This is a genomic window from Paenibacillus rhizosphaerae, from assembly GCF_014192015.1.
Lineage (GTDB): Bacteria > Bacillota > Bacilli > Paenibacillales > Paenibacillaceae > Paenibacillus_AQ > Paenibacillus_AQ rhizosphaerae.
This window is the reverse complement of record NZ_JACHXJ010000001.1, coordinates 17997-36622: the sequence shown is the minus strand read 5'-3', so window position 1 is coordinate 36622 and position 18626 is coordinate 17997. Positions and strand designations below refer to the sequence as shown.

The following is an 18626-nucleotide window of genomic DNA, read 5'->3' as shown; positions in this document are numbered from 1 at the left end:
GGGATGGGTTGACCCTATCCCGATTACAAGGAGGAATTTATTATGTTGAAGAAACGTAACGAAAACAGACTGCTCAAACTCGTTAGAACGACGGCCGTTGCTGCCGTGCTGGCCGGCAACGCCGTACTTGGCACTGCTATGCCGGCCGCGGCCGATTCCGCCCCAGCCGTCCCCGACTACGAGGTCAAGCTGTTCATGGACCCATCGGTCGTGCTCGACTCGAATCACGAGCTGAAAAGCTCGGTCCGGGACTATTTCGGAATGCCGAGCAGCAAAACGAAAATCAGCGTGGAATACTTGGATACGGACGATCTTGACATCAATAAAGAAGGCTGGGATGTCCGCGTACGCAAGCTGGAAAATTACGACGACGACGAATTCGAACTGACGTATAAGATGCGCTATCCGATCGTTGACGGCAATATCGACGCGGCGCTGGCCCAGGCGGCCGAGGATGGCTTTGATGCCGACGAAGACGATTACGAGGCGCAAGTCGATTGGGGATATCAGAAGCAGACGCTCAGCTTCAGCAACAAAAAAACGGTGAGCCACGACGGCTACGACGGCATGGACAACCTGGACGAAGACGATGCTATCGAAGAGGCGATCGATCACGCGCCCGGAAAATTCGAGGATTGGAACGGCAGCAACTGGGGCACCGACCTGTTGGACGACGCCGATAAGAAAGGGCCTGTTGATGGGAAGCGATGGACCGGCGAATGGAACGGAAGGGAAATCGACGTCGAGGTATATGCGATTATTCAGGAGGACGGCAGCGGGTACGATTATATCGTGGAAGCGTCGTTCAAGACAGACACCCGCATCGAAGCGGCGGCCGACCACGACCTGCTTCAGAGCGATCTGACGGAAGAGGGCTGGTTTTTGCCAACGGACGAATTGAAGACGAACATGATCTTGAACCGTTATTAATCCATCGAAAAAAAAGCGCCCGTTACGTCGAGTGTCAGTAGAAAATAAATTATTAGACTGTTTGACTATATTCCACGCGGCTTTTCTAATTGCCTTACCGTCAGACCTCATAGAATAAGTTATATAGACTGAGCCTAAAACCGAAACAGCGACAGCCAAAGGACGAGATAATAAAGTCCTAGACTGTCGCTGTTTTATTGAACTAACGTTTCCCGTTAGCGCAATGATCAATTTTTTTGTATTGCCATATTTAACAACCGAGGAATCATACTACCTCCCATCCAAGGGTTTTCGGCGGGAAATCACTTTTCGGTATATAATCCTCCATTCGCCATCCTGTTTAGTAGTCTACTTTCTCTATTCCCACCATTCGTGTTCGTTTACCGGAAGAAGCTTTTCATTCATTCCGATCCATTCAAAGTGAACTGTTTTTCCATCAATGAGCCATTGGGAAGGACATGTATTATACATCCAATCCAGTGGTATTGCGGGTTTGGCCGGTTTGGCTGCTCTGGCAAATGCTTGCTTTAGCGCTTCAATTTGCTCTTTTGTTGCCTCTTCCGGTGATACCGAAACGAACAGCGGTGTACCGCTGTTTGCCAATAGGCTCAGCCACTGGCTATTCAAATCCCAAGGAATTTCTCGAGTAATACCAACACAATCGGCGTCATGGGCAAAAAATGTTCCATGTTGCGGCATACGGAAAGCTAAGGTGTTAACACCCATTCGTCGCGTTCTTTCCCATGAGCGTCCGCTTGTGTCATCACCTGTACGCTGGATCTCAAAGAGTCCGGCCGCCAGGTGCCCCACAGTATTGCAACCGATAATCAGGCTTCCCCCGGCTGCATCCTTAATCGTACGATACAGACCCGTAATAATTTCAGCACTGGTCCTGCTGCGGTCAAACAGGGGGACGTTCAAATCGTTCACACGGCTTCTCATATCTTTGCCCCAATTCCCGAACATATCATAGGTGGAGAAATCATGCTTGATCAGTTCGTAACCCCAATCAGAAATTCGTCCGATAAATTGACTAATATACTCCAGTACGCCCGGGTGGGAGGGGTCTAGGTAGTGCCCTTCTCTGGTATAGCGAACCCACTCTTGCGGCACTTTCTCGTGCGTAAGCAAAGGACGGCACCAAATACCAGGCTTGACACCCTCCTGCTTCATCAGATATGCGAGCTCCGCCATGTCGGGGAAATCACGGTTACCGATCCATGGGCCGCCATTTCCGTTTACACCTGCCCCCAGCTGCCAACAATCATCGATGACCATAAAAGGACGATTCGCTTCTATTCCGGCAAGCCGACTCATAAAACGTGCATCCTTCAAGATTTCCTCCTGCGTGCTTTTTCCGTAAGCATAATACCAATTGTTCCCTCCATATACCGGAGCGCTAGGCATAACTGGGTTGTCGCACATAAGACTGCATAGCATCTGAGTAGTTTCATAAGGCGTCGTTTCCTCGTTTCCGTGAATCTGTACTAACTCCGCGAATTTCAGAATCCTTTTACCGAGGATTACGCCTTGATTACCGCTGCTTACATCCGCCGTCAATGTTATGCCATCCAAATCCACCTGCCAGTAGCACAACGATTTCGCACCAGTCTTCACGCCGAAACCTGCAGTCAACGAGCCGTCATGAATCATGAAATACCATGGCATCACCCTTTCCGGCTGTAATCCGTACCAGCCCATGTCCCCGTAACCACGTTCCCAATGATCTCCAAGCAGTGCCACTGGTTGAGTGAAACGATGCTTCCAGCGAATACGTATTTTGTGCACCGAAAGTTCTTTGGATTCGAGGTAAAGTCCCCTACTCGTTGCCGGTTCCTGAAGATTCATTGTCACTTCAACATGATTTGAACTCCAAACTGAATTCGTCGTAGGCACCAGCTTCTCCCATCCTTGATCTGTCTCGGCCAGTACAAGCGAAGGCGTCATAAAAATATTAAAATCCAACCTGTTCACTTCCTTTAAACGTTTAGTGTATTGATAATCTATCCTTTGATGCCAGTCATCGCAATACCTTCAATAGAATACTTTTGGACAAACAAGAATAATATGAGTACTGGAGCGCTGACCATGGTAGCAGCTGCCATCATGGCTCCCCAGCTATCCACCCAGTTCATCTGCGAAAGGAAAATAAATACGGGGATGATCGTTACCTGCGATGGGACCATCATTGTGCCGATGTAAGCCAGAAAAATTGTCTTTCTTCCCTTGAAATCCAGTTTAGAAAAAGCGTATCCGCTCGCAATAGAAGTAATCAAAACGCCTGCGACATTACTTGATGTATATAAAATTGTATTCAAAAAGTATTTATTTCAAGGTGCCATTTCCCAAGCCGTTGCATAGTTGGACCACACAAATTCACCAGGAAACCATTTGGGCGGGTATACAAATACTTCGCCTGGGGTTTTAATCGAAGTGGTGATCATCCAGAACAATGGCAACAGTGTGGTCACAACCGTAAAAAACAGGATCACATAGACGACAAGCATCTCGATCCTGTATGCTGGTCTTCTCATCCGTTAAACCTCCTACAACTCAATCCTCTTTCTTTTGATACGAGTTCCACTGCCAGATTGTAATGGCGAATAGCAAAATAAACAGCAGTACGCTAACCGCAGAAGCCCTGCCGAATATCACCGCTTGCTGTAACCGTTTGAACCCGCAGATGAATGGATATCAATAAACCAAAAAAAGTCCGCCCTAAATGGCAACTTTTTTACCTTTTATAATCGGATGCCCACAACGTCTGCACCAAGATATCGTTTTATTTTCATTGAACAACTACTAACCAGGAGCTGCAGAGCATATCCTTTCTTCTATTTCATGTAGCCTAATTTCAACAAGTTATTAATCTTTTTATCAACCTTAGCTTGTAAATGTATTGGTGCCCATGGGACTTATAAATCCATCATCATACTTATTGATTGATGCTAGTTCCCATTTTTGAGGCAAGTCAGGGAAATCAACTGTTCGTAGCTCTGCTGGAATTTGTTTGATTGGGTTTTCATTATGTAGAACAAACACAAAACTGAAGTGCATGCTTGGTTTCCGGTGCAAGAAGTTTCGGAATATATCAGTGAATTAGAAGAAAAAATTGAGCAGCAACAAAAAGAAATCGAAAAATTAATAGAACAAACAAAAATATATCACATCAAATGTAAAGCAAAAGGGCTATTTAGGGCGAGCAAACTAAAATTATTAAAAAAAAGGAGCTAGTTAGCTCTTTTTTTGAAGTAAATAATTCTCAAGCTACTATTCAACAATTAATATACACGGCGCAGCAACACGAAATACTAGTCGAAATTATCTATTTAGAGGTGACGTAAGTTGATAGAAGAATTAAGAATCGCCGCTGCCTATGCTCAAAAAGTTAGAATTAAATTAGAAACAGGAGAAGTATTTGAAGGTAAAGCCCAATAATCAGGGAATCCGAATCGGGCAAAAGTGCGCACTGATGATGGTCCATTATGGATTCCCTATGATGAAATTAAATTTGTTGAACGCTTAATCACGCATAAAAGGAGGTCCACCTAATAGCTGTTTTTTGATTCATTTTTATACAAATTTGTGTATATTTATTCCTTTTTTCATTGCGAAAATATTCCTCATCGATTATGAAAAATTATCACCAAATATGACAACACACAATAATTATATAATTTGTGTGTTGTCTTATTTAGTGAGAAAAACCAACGAAAAAAGTGTTGATACATCAGGGTGTTTTTCATATTTAATGAGAAGGGTTCCTTTAGTAAATGCTGAATATACTGTTTATTTTTACTATTAGTGAGAATTCCCGCAAACCTGGATTTGTATATTTATTCACCTATATACATCGTTTATGGAATCAAGTCTCGACTCGCCTAAAGCGATCTTCTCCTTCCTTAAAACGCTACTTATCCAGATCTAGATAAGGTCATTGTAGTACCAATTTTTTTGAATGCGAAGGAGTTCATCCGTGTCGGGCTTCGTAGATAAAGTATACCCGGTATCCGCTAGGGTTTCGCATGCTTCTGCCCCATCATTTTTTCGATTTCGATCCTCGCTTCTTCCGAAAAAGGCATATACCAATAAAAATACATTTCATGTCTATTCATTCCCAAATCTCGTCGTCTTCTGTATAGAGAAGACGACGAAAATAACAGAAACTATATTCTGTTACGAAAGGAGTGTTAAGAAAAAAACCTTCATTCCCTCACAGTAAGAGGTTGAAGGTTTTTACGCGGCTGAATTTTTATTTATTGAACTAACGTTCCCCGTTAGCTTAATGATTAGTACGTTTTTTGTCCTCTGTCTCTGCCAGCGTTTTACTATAAATTTGTACCTGGAGAAGTAATCATGATGTAACGCCATAGGAATAAAGTAACAACGGCATTAGATATGACCGCGCAAAGTTAGTAAAGGTACTCCTTCGAAATCAAAGTTAATGGGCTGTTTTAAATTTTTTGTTTACTTTTCAGAATGGTCATCATAAACCAATTTAGCGATGAGAATGACTATGCCATACGCATTGTTGCTGGTTGCCGCATTTTTTCAGAGTCACGCGCACGCTGCTGTACTGCGGCATGGTAACCACGACGCTGTTACCCGAACCTTGATAGGAAGCAGTATTATCTTCAACCCATTGTTGAGTCTGCGTATTATAGCGGCCGGATGTCACGCTTTCCACTTTACCCGCGGAAATGCCATTGAGCGTGAAGGTAGCGTCATTATCCAAGGTGTTTTCCAGAACGATTTCGGTGTCGCTTCTTTTCGTCGCGATTCCAACGCTGTATTTGGTGTCTGAATGATACGTCACATTGAGACCGGCTAGCTGCTTGGTTAAGTTGATCGTGGTGAGTTCTGTACCTTCGGCGTTAAAGAATAACAGGTCGGATCCGCCGAGACTATCTGGATTTTTGGTCGCCAGTTCGTAGGCGATCTGGTTCAGCATTTGGTTGGTGCCCCGAACATCGTTGATGTAAGTGCCGCCATTAGGCAAGTACTTATCCCCGGCGGGAACGACGCGAGGCTGCATATTCTGGTCATATAAATTGTTTCCGTCAGGGCTGACCAGATCATAAACGTTGTAATAGGCGCCGCCGGCAATCGTGGCAAGGTCCATTAGGGCGCTCATCGACCTTGCACCGGAGCTCTCCATGACCATCGGCAGATTTTCACCGGTCGAATAGTCACCAAGCCCAACGTCACCATGCCCAAATCCAAACAATTGAGCCCGGTTATAATTGTAGGGATCAAGGCCAATGAAGTCCAAGTACGTTCCTGAATCGGTATCCGTGCCTCCTTGCGCTCGCCTGTTTTCGTTATATGTTACCCCCCATGCATCATTGCTTGTGATATTATTGACACGGGTCCAGACTGGGTAATTGGAGGTCTTGACGGCTTTCGCCAGATTGTTGATATAATGAAACATTGTGTAATCCCGGAATTGCTGATCGTTCAGACCCAATTGTGCTTTGAGTGCCAAACTGTCCGAGTCCATGCTATGCGGAACCGCATTGCCATTAGAATCATAGACCTTTTCCATATGCAGCATGCTAATCATCGGTTCGTTAGCGACCTGCACACCGATCACTCTGTTTTGGTAACCGTGGCTTGAATTATAAGCTGCAACATGGTTCATCATCGCCTTGACGGCAGAGCTCTCCTGTAGCTGGAGGTTTGTGTCATTCTTGTCCATCAAGTACCAGTAAGCGCCGTACGTCGTTGCCGCATCCCCTGTTTGCTTGGACCAGAAGGGCTTATTAACGTCTGCCATAGATTTCTTATAATTGTGAAACACGTAGAACGGAACACGGTTGTCTGCGGTTATGCCGACGGTATCCGTGCCGAACCAAAGCAGTTCGAGTTTGATGTTCGCATCATCCGCATATCCGATGATCTTGTCCAGGTAGGACCAATCATACGCATTTTTGTTTTCGGAGACGATTAGTCGAGGCGCTTGCGCATTCCGGTCTAATGTGATCGTTTCAGCATTTTGGCCGTCCGTTGAGGCCGAACCAAGCATGAAGACTGCCGCGTTGCTGCCGTTTGCAAGTTGATTTTTGAGAAGATTCGTCACATCGATGTCGTAATAACCGAACCCCCGGATAGAGTCATACGATGCGTTCGAAGCTCCTGACAACCCGTTGGTGCTCTTCACCGGAGCATTATTCCATGTCAGTGCGGAGAGGTTCGTGCTAGCAGCTTGTCCTGTAACATCATATGCGGTCAGATTGTGGGACTGCGTCAAGTCATTCGACGGATCCGGCAAGTAAACGCGGATCTTCGCAGCCTCCACCGTATTCGGAAGCTGGCTGACATTATATCTCAAGTACGTATAGTTCTCGCCGTTACTCGAGCTTCCTTCGACTTTCAGATTGCCGGCCTGTACCAAGCCGGGAGCCATTTCCGAGATCGTCGCGGTTGACTCTGCCGCAATGGTGGTGTCCGGTTGAATATCCGCCCACCGCATCTGAACGTTTGCAACGGTAAATCCGTCATTTTTGGCAACCTGGAACAGGTTCTTGATCTGTGCGTCCGTATAACCGTAAACGTCTTTGACCTTGTCGATGCGAATCTGGACGCCGTTATAGAAGAATGGCTTTCCTCCCACCTCCAGCACCTGGTCCCGCTCATAAGCCGGACTGGAATAAGCTACATTTGAACCAAGATTGGCGGAAGCAAAAGTGTCACGTGCAGGTACGACAATTAGACTCGACGCGGCCAGGCCCGCGCAAAGCGTAACACCCAGCCCCCTTAAGAAGCGTCTTGACATTGTTTTCTTTTGAGTCATTGGCATTATCAGTTCCCTCCTAACATTTCGAATGCAAGCGCAATCAATTCCTTAAGTAATAACTCGAGTATTCCCCGAATAAATTCTACTTCTTCTGCTTCATTTATTACGGGTTCTGACAATCTTGATGATCATAGAAAATCTTGTACTCAGACTGGGTCATTTGCAAAAATTCAAACCACGATGCAGCACCTCCTTTCAATTAAAAATAAGAAACAACTCTTGATGCCGGAGAGTACAACTACGTTTGCTGTACCCCCTTGATTTTGCCAATCGCTTTATCCTCATATTGCGAGGAAGAGTCGAATCTTTTTATATACCCTTTACTTAGAAACAATGTTTCAACCTTTGTGCGTTGTTGTTTAATTTCTTCTGCTGGCTGTTCGAGATTCCTGTGTTATCGATCCACCCAGCACTCGTAAAACTGCTAATCATGTCCTGCAAAGACTGAATGCTTGTCGATGTCTCGAACGTAACCGAATGGCTGCTAATGTTCCCTGCCAGATCGCTAGCCGTTATCATATAGGCATGCGGACCCAGCTGAAGCTCGTATAGTGGAATGGCTTCGCCTTGCTGCACATTATTCCCATCCAACAATACGACCGTTTTCGTACTGTCAACCCCAGAAAGGTTATCTTGAAGCGTGATGGTGGGGGTGATACTCATCGAATCGGTGTAAGTTTTCCTGTAAACGATACCGGCTACTGTAATCGCAGGAGTTGTCTCATCTAGATTGAGCAAGATCGATTTAGCAGTTTCAGCATTACCGGCGTTGTCGGTAGAGCGATACTTTACTTCATACCGGCCATCCTGACTCAGCTTTATGTAGCCCGAATAGCTTTAGGCTATATTCCGTGTTGGATACACCAGAGAGATTGTCTGAAGCGTCAGAAATAAGCGTTACGTCATGCACATACCATTCATTCGACCCATCCGGTTGAGCTGGTGCGACCGTAGCCCCTGTCACGGGTGCGGATTTATCAATCCTAGCCTGTTGGGTATGGGCCGCTTCGACATTTCCTGCGTTATCAACTGAATTGAAGGAAATCGTATGAACTCCCCCCGACTTTATTGTAAAAGAAGTTCCCTCGACATCATCTGCCCCGTCGATCGAATAAATCGTTTTAGCAACTCCGCTCTGGGAATCGGTAGGACTCAAGGTTACTATTACATCCTCTTTTGCCCACCCTTCAGGCGCATTGGAGGTTGTAACGGGCGTGGTATGATCATCCGTTTGAGCAGGCATCAAGACGAATGAATCAACTGTAAAGTAGTAAGCGTTACTTGCATCATTCTTTCCTGTTACCGTAAATCGGAACGCGTGTTGCCCGGCAGATAGCGTGACGGTGCCTAGATTAGTAGCAGTTACTCCTTCCATTCCGGATAACTGATCTACCAGGGCTCCTTACCCGCCATCGGAATATAATTGAATAGTAAAAGCAACACAAGCGCAGGCAAAATCATCGCATATTGCCAGCGATATTTATAAATCTTTACGAGCATCTCGTCTCCCCTTGTTGTCCGTACCTCCAATTATACTGATGAGCAGGAAAACGGATACGTAACAACGATTAGATTTCTGTCAATTTGATAAGATTGTTTTCATTCGTCTTTAGAAAAGCGGGTGCTCCAACAGAAGCCAATTGTTCGTCAACAGTAACCGTTCCGCTGCAAAATAAAAGAAGCCTCCGACAAAAAGGGCTTCTCGAATCGAAAAGACTAATTTTTCTATCAACTACGGAGGTGCTGCTTATTCTTGAATGTTCGATGTTCTAAGGCTTTATTATTCTGTTCATTCTCAGAAAGAATTCGATCAAACGTAAAGTGGCCAAGAATTGCCTCATATTGCCGCCAGTCATGGAAGGCTCTCCCCTCCTTTCACCCGATGCCTTATCTTCCGTTGCTTATGGGACTGGGCAAATCTAGCTCGAGGCGATTGCAGAAAACATTAACGGCAAACAATGCAAGTTCTTGTCATCAAACGGATAAAGTTGCAAGTTATTGTCTGAGACAAAAGGCAAGAACTTGCATTCATAAAAAGAAAAATCCGCGCAGAGCGCGGATTCGAATGGATGTATGTATTTGTCCTCCGACACTCATATTTTATAAGTTAGGGGATTACCTAATCCTCTGTAGTGAAGTAAAGTTTCATAGCCCGAATCGTCATTACTGTCCCATTTAAAACTCGCGATAAAAATCGTCGCGCATTTCCGAAACGGCTAGATAGCATGCTCTGCCTTCCAGAAGTCTTGCTGGTATTCTCCATACCAAGCCACAATAGAAGTTATCGGCCACCAGTTCTCCATCCGCATATTGGTGTGCCACATCCCCGTAGTAATCAATTTCGACAAAACCCTGGGATCCAGTTACAGTTATTTTTTTCCATTCCACCTTTCTCTTGCCTCCGATATGCAGCGTCTCTGTGTGATGCGGGACAAACGGCGGCTCTTCTACAGGTTCAAACGTATAAACAGGAGCAGTGAACGGCTGCTCGATGGAATGATTTTCAAAACACTCCCCCGTCCAATGCCAATAGTTGAAATTTCCATTACTCACAGAACAAATCTTATCGTTAGCTCTATACAGGTCGCATCCATCGCCAATATACAATTCTCCATCCAGTCGGCGCAGATATCTTGCCTGATCCCAGGTAAGCGTCACAATCGAAGCCCCGTTGACAGAAAAGACCGATTGCAGCCCTGCGACTGGCTTGAATGTCTCACCGTCGACCAACTGGTACTCCGCAGAAATACCCGGAATTTCTGCAAAAAAGTAGGTGTTGTCTTGTCTGCATAGCGGCTGTGCTGTAGCATATCGAAGCATATTTCCCTTCAAATCCATATGAAAAGGCATAAAAAAGCTTACTTCCCCATTCACATCAATGGGAGGGAATGTCACGATGCCCGTGTCAATGACGACATCTTGCAGATTCTCCAGCTCGGACCGTCGCTGGTAATGGTTCACGAACACGAAGCCCCGTTTGCCATCAGTTCGCATCGCATATCGCAAAGTTGTCGTGTCATCCCTTGTCACGTTCTGAGCAGCTCCCACTTTGACCATGGGCGCAAACAATTCCTCAAAGTCCTGCACAAAAAGATGCAGGAGGTTTAACAGCCGGTAATGCTCCGCCACCTCTCCGTACTCGGACAATGCCCCCTGAAAATCGTAGGAAAGGATAGGATAATCATTCGGATATCCCGTGGCCTTTGATTCCTGAAATGTGGAGTACTGGCCGATTTTGTTCGTACCGCCATGGTACATATAGTAGCCTATCAAGTTGTTTCCATCACCGAGCTTGACAAGCGATATGGCGTAGATATCCATGCCTCGAACGATATATCTGCGGTGATGCGTCGAATGCAATCCCCCGCCCAACTCACAAGTTGCGAAGGGATATCGTTCGTAAGGCAACCGCCATTGACCCTCATCCCCAAGTTTTGCCGGAAGTAGATCCGCTCCGATGCCCGTATCATTACGCAACCCCGTAAAAAAATAATGGGGAGACGGTGGAAGTGGCTCCATATGCCTAGCCCACGGCGCATCGCAATACCCACCGAATACAGGAAACACTTCATCCACAGGAATCTTCGCGCCAGCAGCAGCATTCCATCCCGTCACGGTGTAAATTGGCGCTATCATGCCACAGGCGATCGCCATATCTTTCAGTTTGGCCAGGTGTTCTGCGTCATTCGTCAACTCGTTTTCCAACTGCACAGCCACGATATTTCCGCCGTCCTTGAAAAACAGCCCTTGCACCTGTTCGGAGATCTTCTCGTATAAAATGCGAGCTTTGTTAAGATAGTCCGGATTGTTTTCACGAAGCTTGTACGGCTTCTTTAGCAGCCAGTCCGGAAAGCCTCCATTTCTACATTCTCCATGAACCCAGGGTCCAATTCGGATGACCACTTCCAAACCGGCCCTCTGACATTCGAGGATGAAGGCTCGAAGGTTATTATCGCCGGAGAAATCGAATACGCCTTCAATTTCCTCGTGATAAATCCAGAAAATATACGTCGACACCAGAGTAATGCCGCCCGCCTTCATTTTGCAGAGCTCTTCATACCAGTATTGACGGTTATATCTCGAAAAGTGAAATTCCCCCATGACAGGCAGCCATGGCTTGCCGTTGCGCAAAATATAATGGCTCGTCAATTCTATTTTATCTCCACTTGGGTTTTCGCCTCCCAAGTTCAAATGATCACTTAATAGTACAGGTTCTTTGTAAGGTTTGAATGTATACATCTTTGCTCACCCTTTCCTCATTTTCCGCCCTTTGATTTTTGCTCGCCGCGATGATCTTTTCGAGGGTTTGGTTCCTGTGGTTGCCGCTGATTTTCATATGTCCCGGAGAGCTATATATTTACTCCATGAATTTCATGCATCATGATGTTTCAATAATTCAATATTCACCTTAAATTAGCTTTAGTCTGTGCAAACCTTCACACTATTAAGTGTTACAAAATGATCATCACTTCCATATTTAGTACCATTCTTTGTGTACCAAACTCCATTTTCACCCATTACACGAACCTCAAGCTTGTACTTTCCACCTGGCAGTTTCGGTGAAACATATTTAATATTGTTATCCGTAACCAAGCTGTAAAAATCAACCGTAGATCTGTGAATGAGTTCTTCTTCGTCATTATAGATAAGAACTTCTGCATAGCCACTATGACAATCACTTATGCCGTATACAATAATTTGAGTTCCTTCAAAAGAATAATTTATGGATTCACCATGTTTATTTGAACGAAATGATAATATCTCTTCGTTTCCTTCAACTAAAACTTCGGTTCCTGTGTCACTACTCCAAACCGGAAAATACTCCGAAATGCGACATGTGTCTTCTTTGACTGTCATAGGCAGCCAAACTTGTGAGGCACTTGAAGCTTGTCGAGGATATGACCAACGATCTCCCATATAGATTGGGACTGTTCTCCCATTTATATCTATTGAAAGCACAAAAGAACATTGGGAATTAAAAGTTAGACTGTCTTTGGGGCAAAATAACCCTTGTTTTTTCCATGGACCGCGCAAGTCATTCGAGACGAAATAATAGTTGTCGTTTCTTTCCCAACCCGTTTTGTTTGAGAACATCATAAAATAATGGCTTCCATCACGGAACATTGCTGGTGACTCGCCGCCCGGTGCAATATTTTCCGCAACTTTTTCCACCGCGGTAAGATAATCATCGCTTAACCGATAGATGTCGCCTTCGTGGAGTAATAAATACGCTGCCCCATCCTCATCAACAAAGGTTCCCATATCCCACATTCTAATAGGTTCTCCCTCGAAAAGCAGCGGCCCTTGAAACTTGAATGTTCCGTCAATCGTATCGCAAGTCGCAAGCCCTATACACGGATCAGTGTATTTCAAATTATCCGTATGCATCAGCATGACATAGGTACCGGTGTTATGGTTCTTCAATACCTTTACCCGTTCTCCAATTCGATCAGGACCGAGAAGTCCTTGTTCTTGTGGCGGTAATGCCAATCTTTCAAACTGCCAGTCCGACAGGTTATGAGAGGAATAGCAAGAGAAACCAATGTACTTATTGACATCATTCGTTTTGTACTCTCCAAAAAGATAATACTTATTCCCTTCCTTTAGTACACAAACACTATGAGCATTAACCGTCTCCAAATTCTGATCAAACCATGGAACTCCATTGAATATAATACCCTTATTCATAGTATTCTCCTTTTCTTCCCCAATATAAATTATGCGAGACTAAAATAGAAACAGCCTCTCAAACAAGGATGGTTGCTGTCAACTCCATTACCCGTCGGTTAAGCCTCATCTAATTCTCTCGTTAATCCTGCCACTCGGCTTCTTTCCACATCATCTCCCGCTATATTATTTGGACTCTCCATAGGCCCAAGCAGCGAACCGTCCACGGCCCCTTGCTCCGTCTCTATTACAATTCGGCTAAAAACGATGGATGCGTCTGAACGGTAGACCACTAGATCATGCCAGCCAGGTGTTTGAACAATAAGAGTGAACTCTAACAGCTCTATCATGCGCATAATATTCTCTTCCCATCTTCTACCTCCCCAAGAGGACTGACCATCCAGTTGTGCCATTGCCGGGAGGACTTCGTCCAGTCCAATTGCTGTGCGGCAGCTGCGCGGATTACCATAATCGTCAAAGCCTTCATTTAGCGTCGGAATCCTGTAAAAGGTGCCCTTGAAGGTTCCTGTGCTTGTAAAATAAATGTGGTATCTTAATTGCGCAGTGTTCGCGAAATCGCAATCCCCGCGCTCCGCGGTGTCCGGAAATGCTTTCATGGTATCGCCGCGTGGTCCGTTGGACTTGATCGGCCGCCATTCGCTGCCATCCTTACCTTTACGACTCTCGGTATAATGCTCCGCTTCCACGGCAACATAGCCGTTGGCCTCAATGAAGGAGGGGCCATCAAACGCGACTTCCGATACGATTGCCATCACGGCAAAGACGGAGACAGCCTCTCCTACTTTTTTACCGTGATCTGCGTTGAACACCCGAATCAAGCCCGCTGCAGAGCAACTAAGCATGGACCAGTCGATTGCAACCGTCACTCGTTCTTCTGCAGCCGTACTACCAGCGTTTGCCGAAAGAACGATCCACTCATCCGATTCGGCAATCCATTCCGCCTTTTCATTGCCTCTGGAGAAGACATCGAAGTAATGCATATCGTTCACTTGGGAATTGAATCGCAAAGTACCAGCGCCCGCCGTATTTTGTCCTTCTGCTGCTGCACCCGCACCCCACGCCGGACTCGATACAGTCGAGTAATGGTCATCACTCAAAAGTACGATACCTTCATTAACGCCGCCATAATAGGTAATAGGATGGCTATAACCGATAGCCTTGTGCCATTTCCCTTTACTAACTTCCCAGAACTTGTCTTGAGCAGTTTGAATTCGGTCGCGTCCCTTCCGGGAAAGCTCCGCATAAATCCGAGCACTCGCATATCTTCCTTGAGACGCTGCAAGCCGATTCTTCCAATAATAAACATACTCCTCCGCGACACCGAGATAGGATATAACATGATGCAACAATTGTTGATATAGTGCGGATTGATGCTGTTCGTCCAATTTCTCATAGATCGTGATCAAAGTTTCCAACAGCCAGTTACACCGTTCCAGAAGCAGCATACCTTCATCGCCGACTCCAGCGACGCTAAAGGGGTACGCTAACTCCTCATGAAAAGCGGTAGAATGAACGCCTGAAGGATTTTCTGTCCCGAAAAACTCCGGACGCTTCGTCCCGCATAACCGGAAATATTGATCCATCACCTTCGCCACTATAGCCGCATCAGCCTCCGACAAATGGTAGTCCCGCATAGCATGATTTTTCAAAAACTTGGATTCCAGCATCTTGACATCCTCGCCTGTAATATCCCACGAGAGCTTCGCAAAACATTCCAGAGCAATCTCGCCTGGCTTGATGTCACCGACGTTAAGAATCCAGTAAGTGCCTGCCCCAGTGTCATAAGCGCGACACAATTGTTCGACCATCAGAGAGAGTTGAATGGAATTAAGCCAAAGGTAGCTTTTGGGTTTTCCCCAATAAGAACTATGATAATAGATGCCACTACCCGAGAAACGACTGCGTTCCTCAGTATTTGGAACCTGGCGTAAATAACCGTAATTATCCTCCGCCCACATCAGCATGACATCGTCGGGAAGGTAGGCTTTCAGACCTTCATTATAAAGATTGCCCATTTCTTTATAGGGAATAAAAACCTGAGCCACAGCATTAGCGCTGCCATACACATCTTCGATGAGCTTGCGTTGCTCGTAAACGACATCGGCCATCATGGCAATCTCAGTTCCAAAGGTTTCAGAAAGATTTTTGCATGTGTATTTTCCGTCATGAACGCCGCGAATGCCGAGTGCAAGAATGCTTTCGAACTCCCTGTTGGCCGTTAAACGTTCTTTCCAATAGGCTAAAATAGCCTCCTTATGACGGGTATAATCGAAGGCTTCCCTGTAGTTATCGCCGCCCCAGTCATAATCGTTCCGATGCGCTTCATACCAAGGCTCCCACTCATCGACATTGTTGCGCAGCAACATTTCACAGTGGGACGCTGACATGATTACGCCGTATTCCGCCGCTTCCTTGGCGTTGAGTGGAATACCGTTCTCATCCGTCATCCGGTTAAAAGCCGTTGTCCCCTCATGCATCGCTGGCCATAGTACATTACATTTCAACCGAAGCAGTAATTCAAAGATATGCCGATAAAAGTTCACTTCCGGTGTGCCGTTCTCTGCCGGAAATTTTTTTTTCGCCCAGTCGATAGTGCGTTCTTCGTCGTTCATAAAAATGCCTCGATACTTTACACTCGGCCCTTCCTCCACAATCGGATTGTCAATCAAACCGTTCAGAACAATCCGCTCCTTTACAAGCACGGGCACATCACTGTACCAGTACCATGGAGACACACCGAGTAATTCGGATAACGTATAGATGCCGAAGATGGTACCACGTGCATCACTTCCGGCAATAACCAGCGCGCGTTCGATGCCCTCTAGTGGGTGGTCCACCGCCGCGACGAGATATGCCTCCCACTTGCCTTCAATTCGTAATGCTTCCTCCAGCTTGCCTTCCGCCATCAATCGCTGAATAATCAGACTGTCTGCGATAGAGCCGATAATCACGGCAGTCTTTATCCGTTTGCCACTCTCCACGGCGTGAATCAAGGCAGGAATCTTCCTCTGGTCAGCCAAGTCTAAACGAGCCGCCTGACTCTGCGGGTCATCGACCATTTGTTGCTGTATAGTATCTGCCTTGATCGCCCCGGTTACCATAGCGATGTCCTGGCGCAAATCTCCGACGGCTCGTACGATCTGCCTGTAACTGCGACTACTGTACAGATTCCCCAAATAACCTTCATCCAACAAAACGGGTGCGGTTGTTTTTCCGTCATATAAGACAACGGGAACTGACGAATATTTGTCCATAAAATAAAATCTCCTTTTTGTTTATGTTATACATCGATCAGTTTACCGCCGCAGTTTCCTCTTGTTTCATTATTGAAGATATAAGATTTCTTACATTGAAATTATAGAAATGATCACCAACGTGCTCATCTTCATGAGGTCATTTAAAGAACTCTCAATGCTGTTTCGGTCACTTTCCGCTTTTTCCAAGCATATTCGCAAGACGCAGTAGGCAGTTAGTGTGTTATATCACTACAATCAAATTCGAGTTCTCCTTACGATCAGCAGATATGATCATTTTGAGTTATTACATGTCCTATCCATTTCTTTTCCTATTAAATATTATTCCGCGATAAATTTTAATAATGTTTAGAAGATCATTGTCGGTAATAACGATCCCTATACTCCATAGGCGTGCAACCCTCAACCTTCTTGAATTGATAGGTAAAATAAGCTTGAGTTTGAAAACCAACTCGCTCAGAAACCTCATAAATCTTGATTGTCGGGTCTTGCAGCAAATCTTTAGCTTTTTTCATCCGCAAATCCTTTACATAATCAGAAATCGTCTTTCCCGTTTCCTTTTTGAATAATACGCTTAGATGTCCTGCACTGATGCGAAACCGTTCTGCAAGCAACCTCACCGACTCAATATCCGGCAATTGATCCTCAATATAAGAGGAGACGCGATGAATGAGATGATGATGCTGAAGTGTTCGTTCTTTCCGAGCAAACTCAAAAGCTGAAGCGATGTAGTCAAGAACGATGCCCTTCAACCCGTCAATCGTACTAACCTCCAATAATCGGTGCCAGACATGCTTGGTTAGTTTGGCTATCGCCTCCATATCGTGCCACAACTTGCGTGACAATTCTCCAATCAGGCTTATACTAAATGATTGGATATATGAGAATGAGTGGGCATTAGTATCTAGGTCATAAAATGCTCGTTTCACCGCTTCTAACAGAGGAACCAGTTCCTCACTTTCTGCCAGTGACAATAGCCCAGGAATCATAACTTCACGTGATCGAAATTCCTCGTAAGCTTTCTGCTCCATGCTTCCGACATGCAAGAGTTGCCCATTCTCGCTCTGCCGCGCATCGGAGATTGTATATTTGACCTCCCGTATGAGATGACGGACCTCATTCCATTTACCCCCTCTCCTGCTTAAGCCTACTGTAACTGTAGCTTGGAAAGTATTGCGAAGATATTCCTGAACAAATCTCATTTCCTTATCGATAAGGATCCTCGTCTCAGACGAAGGGTTTACTATAATGGCCGCTACCCCATCCGGTTTAAGTTTTGAAATAAGCACGACACCCATCTCTTGCAAGCAAACCGAAACCGACTGCTGAAGAGCAGAATACAATATAAACCTGCTTTCGGCCTCGCTGCCATATGCAGCATAATCGTCAAGCATCGCTACAATGATTTGAATTCCCTCATCTAAGTCGGGAAGGTTAAGAAGCTGGCACCATGAGTTCAGCATGCTCTCCTCAAACGGCTCATCTTCCAATAAGTAAGCTATAAAAGAATCATTAAGCAATTCTCGGCTATTCGATACTGTTGCTTTAAATTGAAGTGTTTGCTCATTGATTTTCTTGATGTTCTCCAACGTTTGTCGGAATGCAGCCAGTTTACGCTCTATTTCCCTCAAATTCAGTGGCTTCAGCACATATCCTTTCGCTCCCACATCAATAGCTTCCTGTGCAAATTCAAACTCATTGTAACCACTGATTATCAGGATTTGAATATCTGGATTTATTATTTTCGCTTTTGCTGCAAGTTCTATACCATTCATGCCGGGCATAGATATATCGGTTATTAGCACATCGATAGGAGTGGTCTGAAGCAGACAATCCCCCGATTCGCCTGTTTCCGCAGTTAATGGCGTTGTATAACCAAGACTCGTCCAAGGGATGTGACGGAGTAGTCCCTGAATGTGAGATGGTTCGTCATCCACAATAAGTGTTTGAAGCACACT

11 protein-coding genes are annotated in these 18626 nt (G+C 45.4%); 1 reads left to right on the top strand and 10 read right to left on the bottom strand.

Translation table 11 applies throughout. The annotated features are described in order from the left end of the window. The first annotated feature begins 42 nt into the window (after window positions 1-42). Window positions 43-930 carry a hypothetical protein gene (locus FHS19_RS00110; RefSeq protein WP_183576951.1) on the top strand — a complete coding sequence of 296 codons (888 nt, stop codon included), beginning with the start codon at window positions 43-45 and terminating at the stop codon, window positions 928-930. A 357-nt stretch (window positions 931-1287) separates the two neighbouring features. Here FHS19_RS00110 and FHS19_RS00105 read toward each other — a convergent pair whose 3' ends face one another. The 10 genes from FHS19_RS00105 to FHS19_RS35440 all read right to left on the bottom strand — a co-directional run bounded on the left by FHS19_RS00105 (window position 1288) and on the right by FHS19_RS35440 (window position 18623). Next, window positions 1288-2895, bottom strand: a complete 1608-nt coding sequence (locus tag FHS19_RS00105; RefSeq protein ID WP_183576948.1) for an alpha-amylase family protein — start codon at window positions 2893-2895, stop codon at window positions 1288-1290. A gap of 38 nt (window positions 2896-2933) precedes the next feature. Next, window positions 2934-3248 (bottom strand): ABC transporter permease family protein, encoded by a 315-nt coding sequence (locus FHS19_RS34705; protein WP_246426377.1) that lies wholly within the window; start codon window positions 3246-3248, stop codon window positions 2934-2936. 12 nt (window positions 3249-3260) lie between these two features. After that, window positions 3261-3464 carry an ABC transporter permease family protein gene (locus FHS19_RS34700; protein ID WP_246426376.1) on the bottom strand — a complete coding sequence of 68 codons (204 nt, stop codon included), beginning with the start codon at window positions 3462-3464 and terminating at the stop codon, window positions 3261-3263. A gap of 1479 nt (window positions 3465-4943) precedes the next feature. Beyond that, entirely contained in the window at window positions 4944-5045 is a 102-nt protein-coding gene (locus FHS19_RS35870) for a hypothetical protein (protein WP_512699185.1), read from the bottom strand. Between the two features lie 383 nt (window positions 5046-5428). Beyond that, entirely contained in the window at window positions 5429-7729 is a 2301-nt protein-coding gene (locus FHS19_RS00095) for a CBM96 family carbohydrate-binding protein (protein WP_183576946.1), read from the bottom strand. Between the two features lie 790 nt (window positions 7730-8519). Next, the gene (locus tag FHS19_RS00090; RefSeq protein WP_183576942.1) at window positions 8520-9101 is read right to left on the bottom strand and encodes an OmpL47-type beta-barrel domain-containing protein; all 582 of its coding nucleotides are present in this window, start codon (window positions 9099-9101) and stop codon (window positions 8520-8522) included. 800 nt (window positions 9102-9901) lie between these two features. Then, entirely contained in the window at window positions 9902-11965 is a 2064-nt protein-coding gene (locus FHS19_RS00085) for a beta-galactosidase (RefSeq protein ID WP_183576939.1), read from the bottom strand. Window positions 11966-12145: 180 nt separating this feature from the next. Then, complete coding sequence (locus tag FHS19_RS00080) at window positions 12146-13414, bottom strand: family 43 glycosylhydrolase (RefSeq protein WP_183576936.1); 1269 nt, start codon at window positions 13412-13414, stop codon at window positions 12146-12148. A 98-nt stretch (window positions 13415-13512) separates the two neighbouring features. Continuing rightward, a complete protein-coding gene (locus FHS19_RS00075; RefSeq protein ID WP_183576934.1) occupies window positions 13513-16668 on the bottom strand; it encodes a glycosyl hydrolase 115 family protein in 3156 nt (1051 codons plus the stop codon). A gap of 356 nt (window positions 16669-17024) precedes the next feature. Next, the gene (locus FHS19_RS35440) at window positions 17025-18623 is read right to left on the bottom strand and encodes a response regulator transcription factor (RefSeq protein WP_183576932.1); all 1599 of its coding nucleotides are present in this window, start codon (window positions 18621-18623) and stop codon (window positions 17025-17027) included. Between the last annotated feature and the right edge of the window lie 3 nt (window positions 18624-18626).

Bases quoted from the DNA above. Each gene is read 5' to 3' on its own strand.
- FHS19_RS34700 (WP_246426376.1), bottom strand. From the start codon at position 3,464: ATGAGAAGACCAGCATACAGGATCGAGATGCTTGTCGTCTATGTGATC.
- FHS19_RS00095 (WP_183576946.1), bottom strand. From the start codon at position 7,729: ATGCCAATGACTCAAAAGAAAACAATGTCAAGACGCTTCTTAAGGGGG.
- FHS19_RS00080 (WP_183576936.1), bottom strand. From the start codon at position 13,414: ATGAATAAGGGTATTATATTCAATGGAGTTCCATGGTTTGATCAGAAT.
- FHS19_RS35870 (WP_512699185.1), bottom strand. From the start codon at position 5,045: ATGAATAGACATGAAATGTATTTTTATTGGTATATGCCTTTTTCGGAA.
- FHS19_RS00075 (WP_183576934.1), bottom strand. From the start codon at position 16,668: ATGGACAAATATTCGTCAGTTCCCGTTGTCTTATATGACGGAAAAACA.
- FHS19_RS00110 (WP_183576951.1), top strand. From the start codon at position 43: ATGTTGAAGAAACGTAACGAAAACAGACTGCTCAAACTCGTTAGAACG.
- FHS19_RS00090 (WP_183576942.1), bottom strand. From the start codon at position 9,101: ATGGAAGGAGTAACTGCTACTAATCTAGGCACCGTCACGCTATCTGCC.
- FHS19_RS00085 (WP_183576939.1), bottom strand. From the start codon at position 11,965: ATGTATACATTCAAACCTTACAAAGAACCTGTACTATTAAGTGATCAT.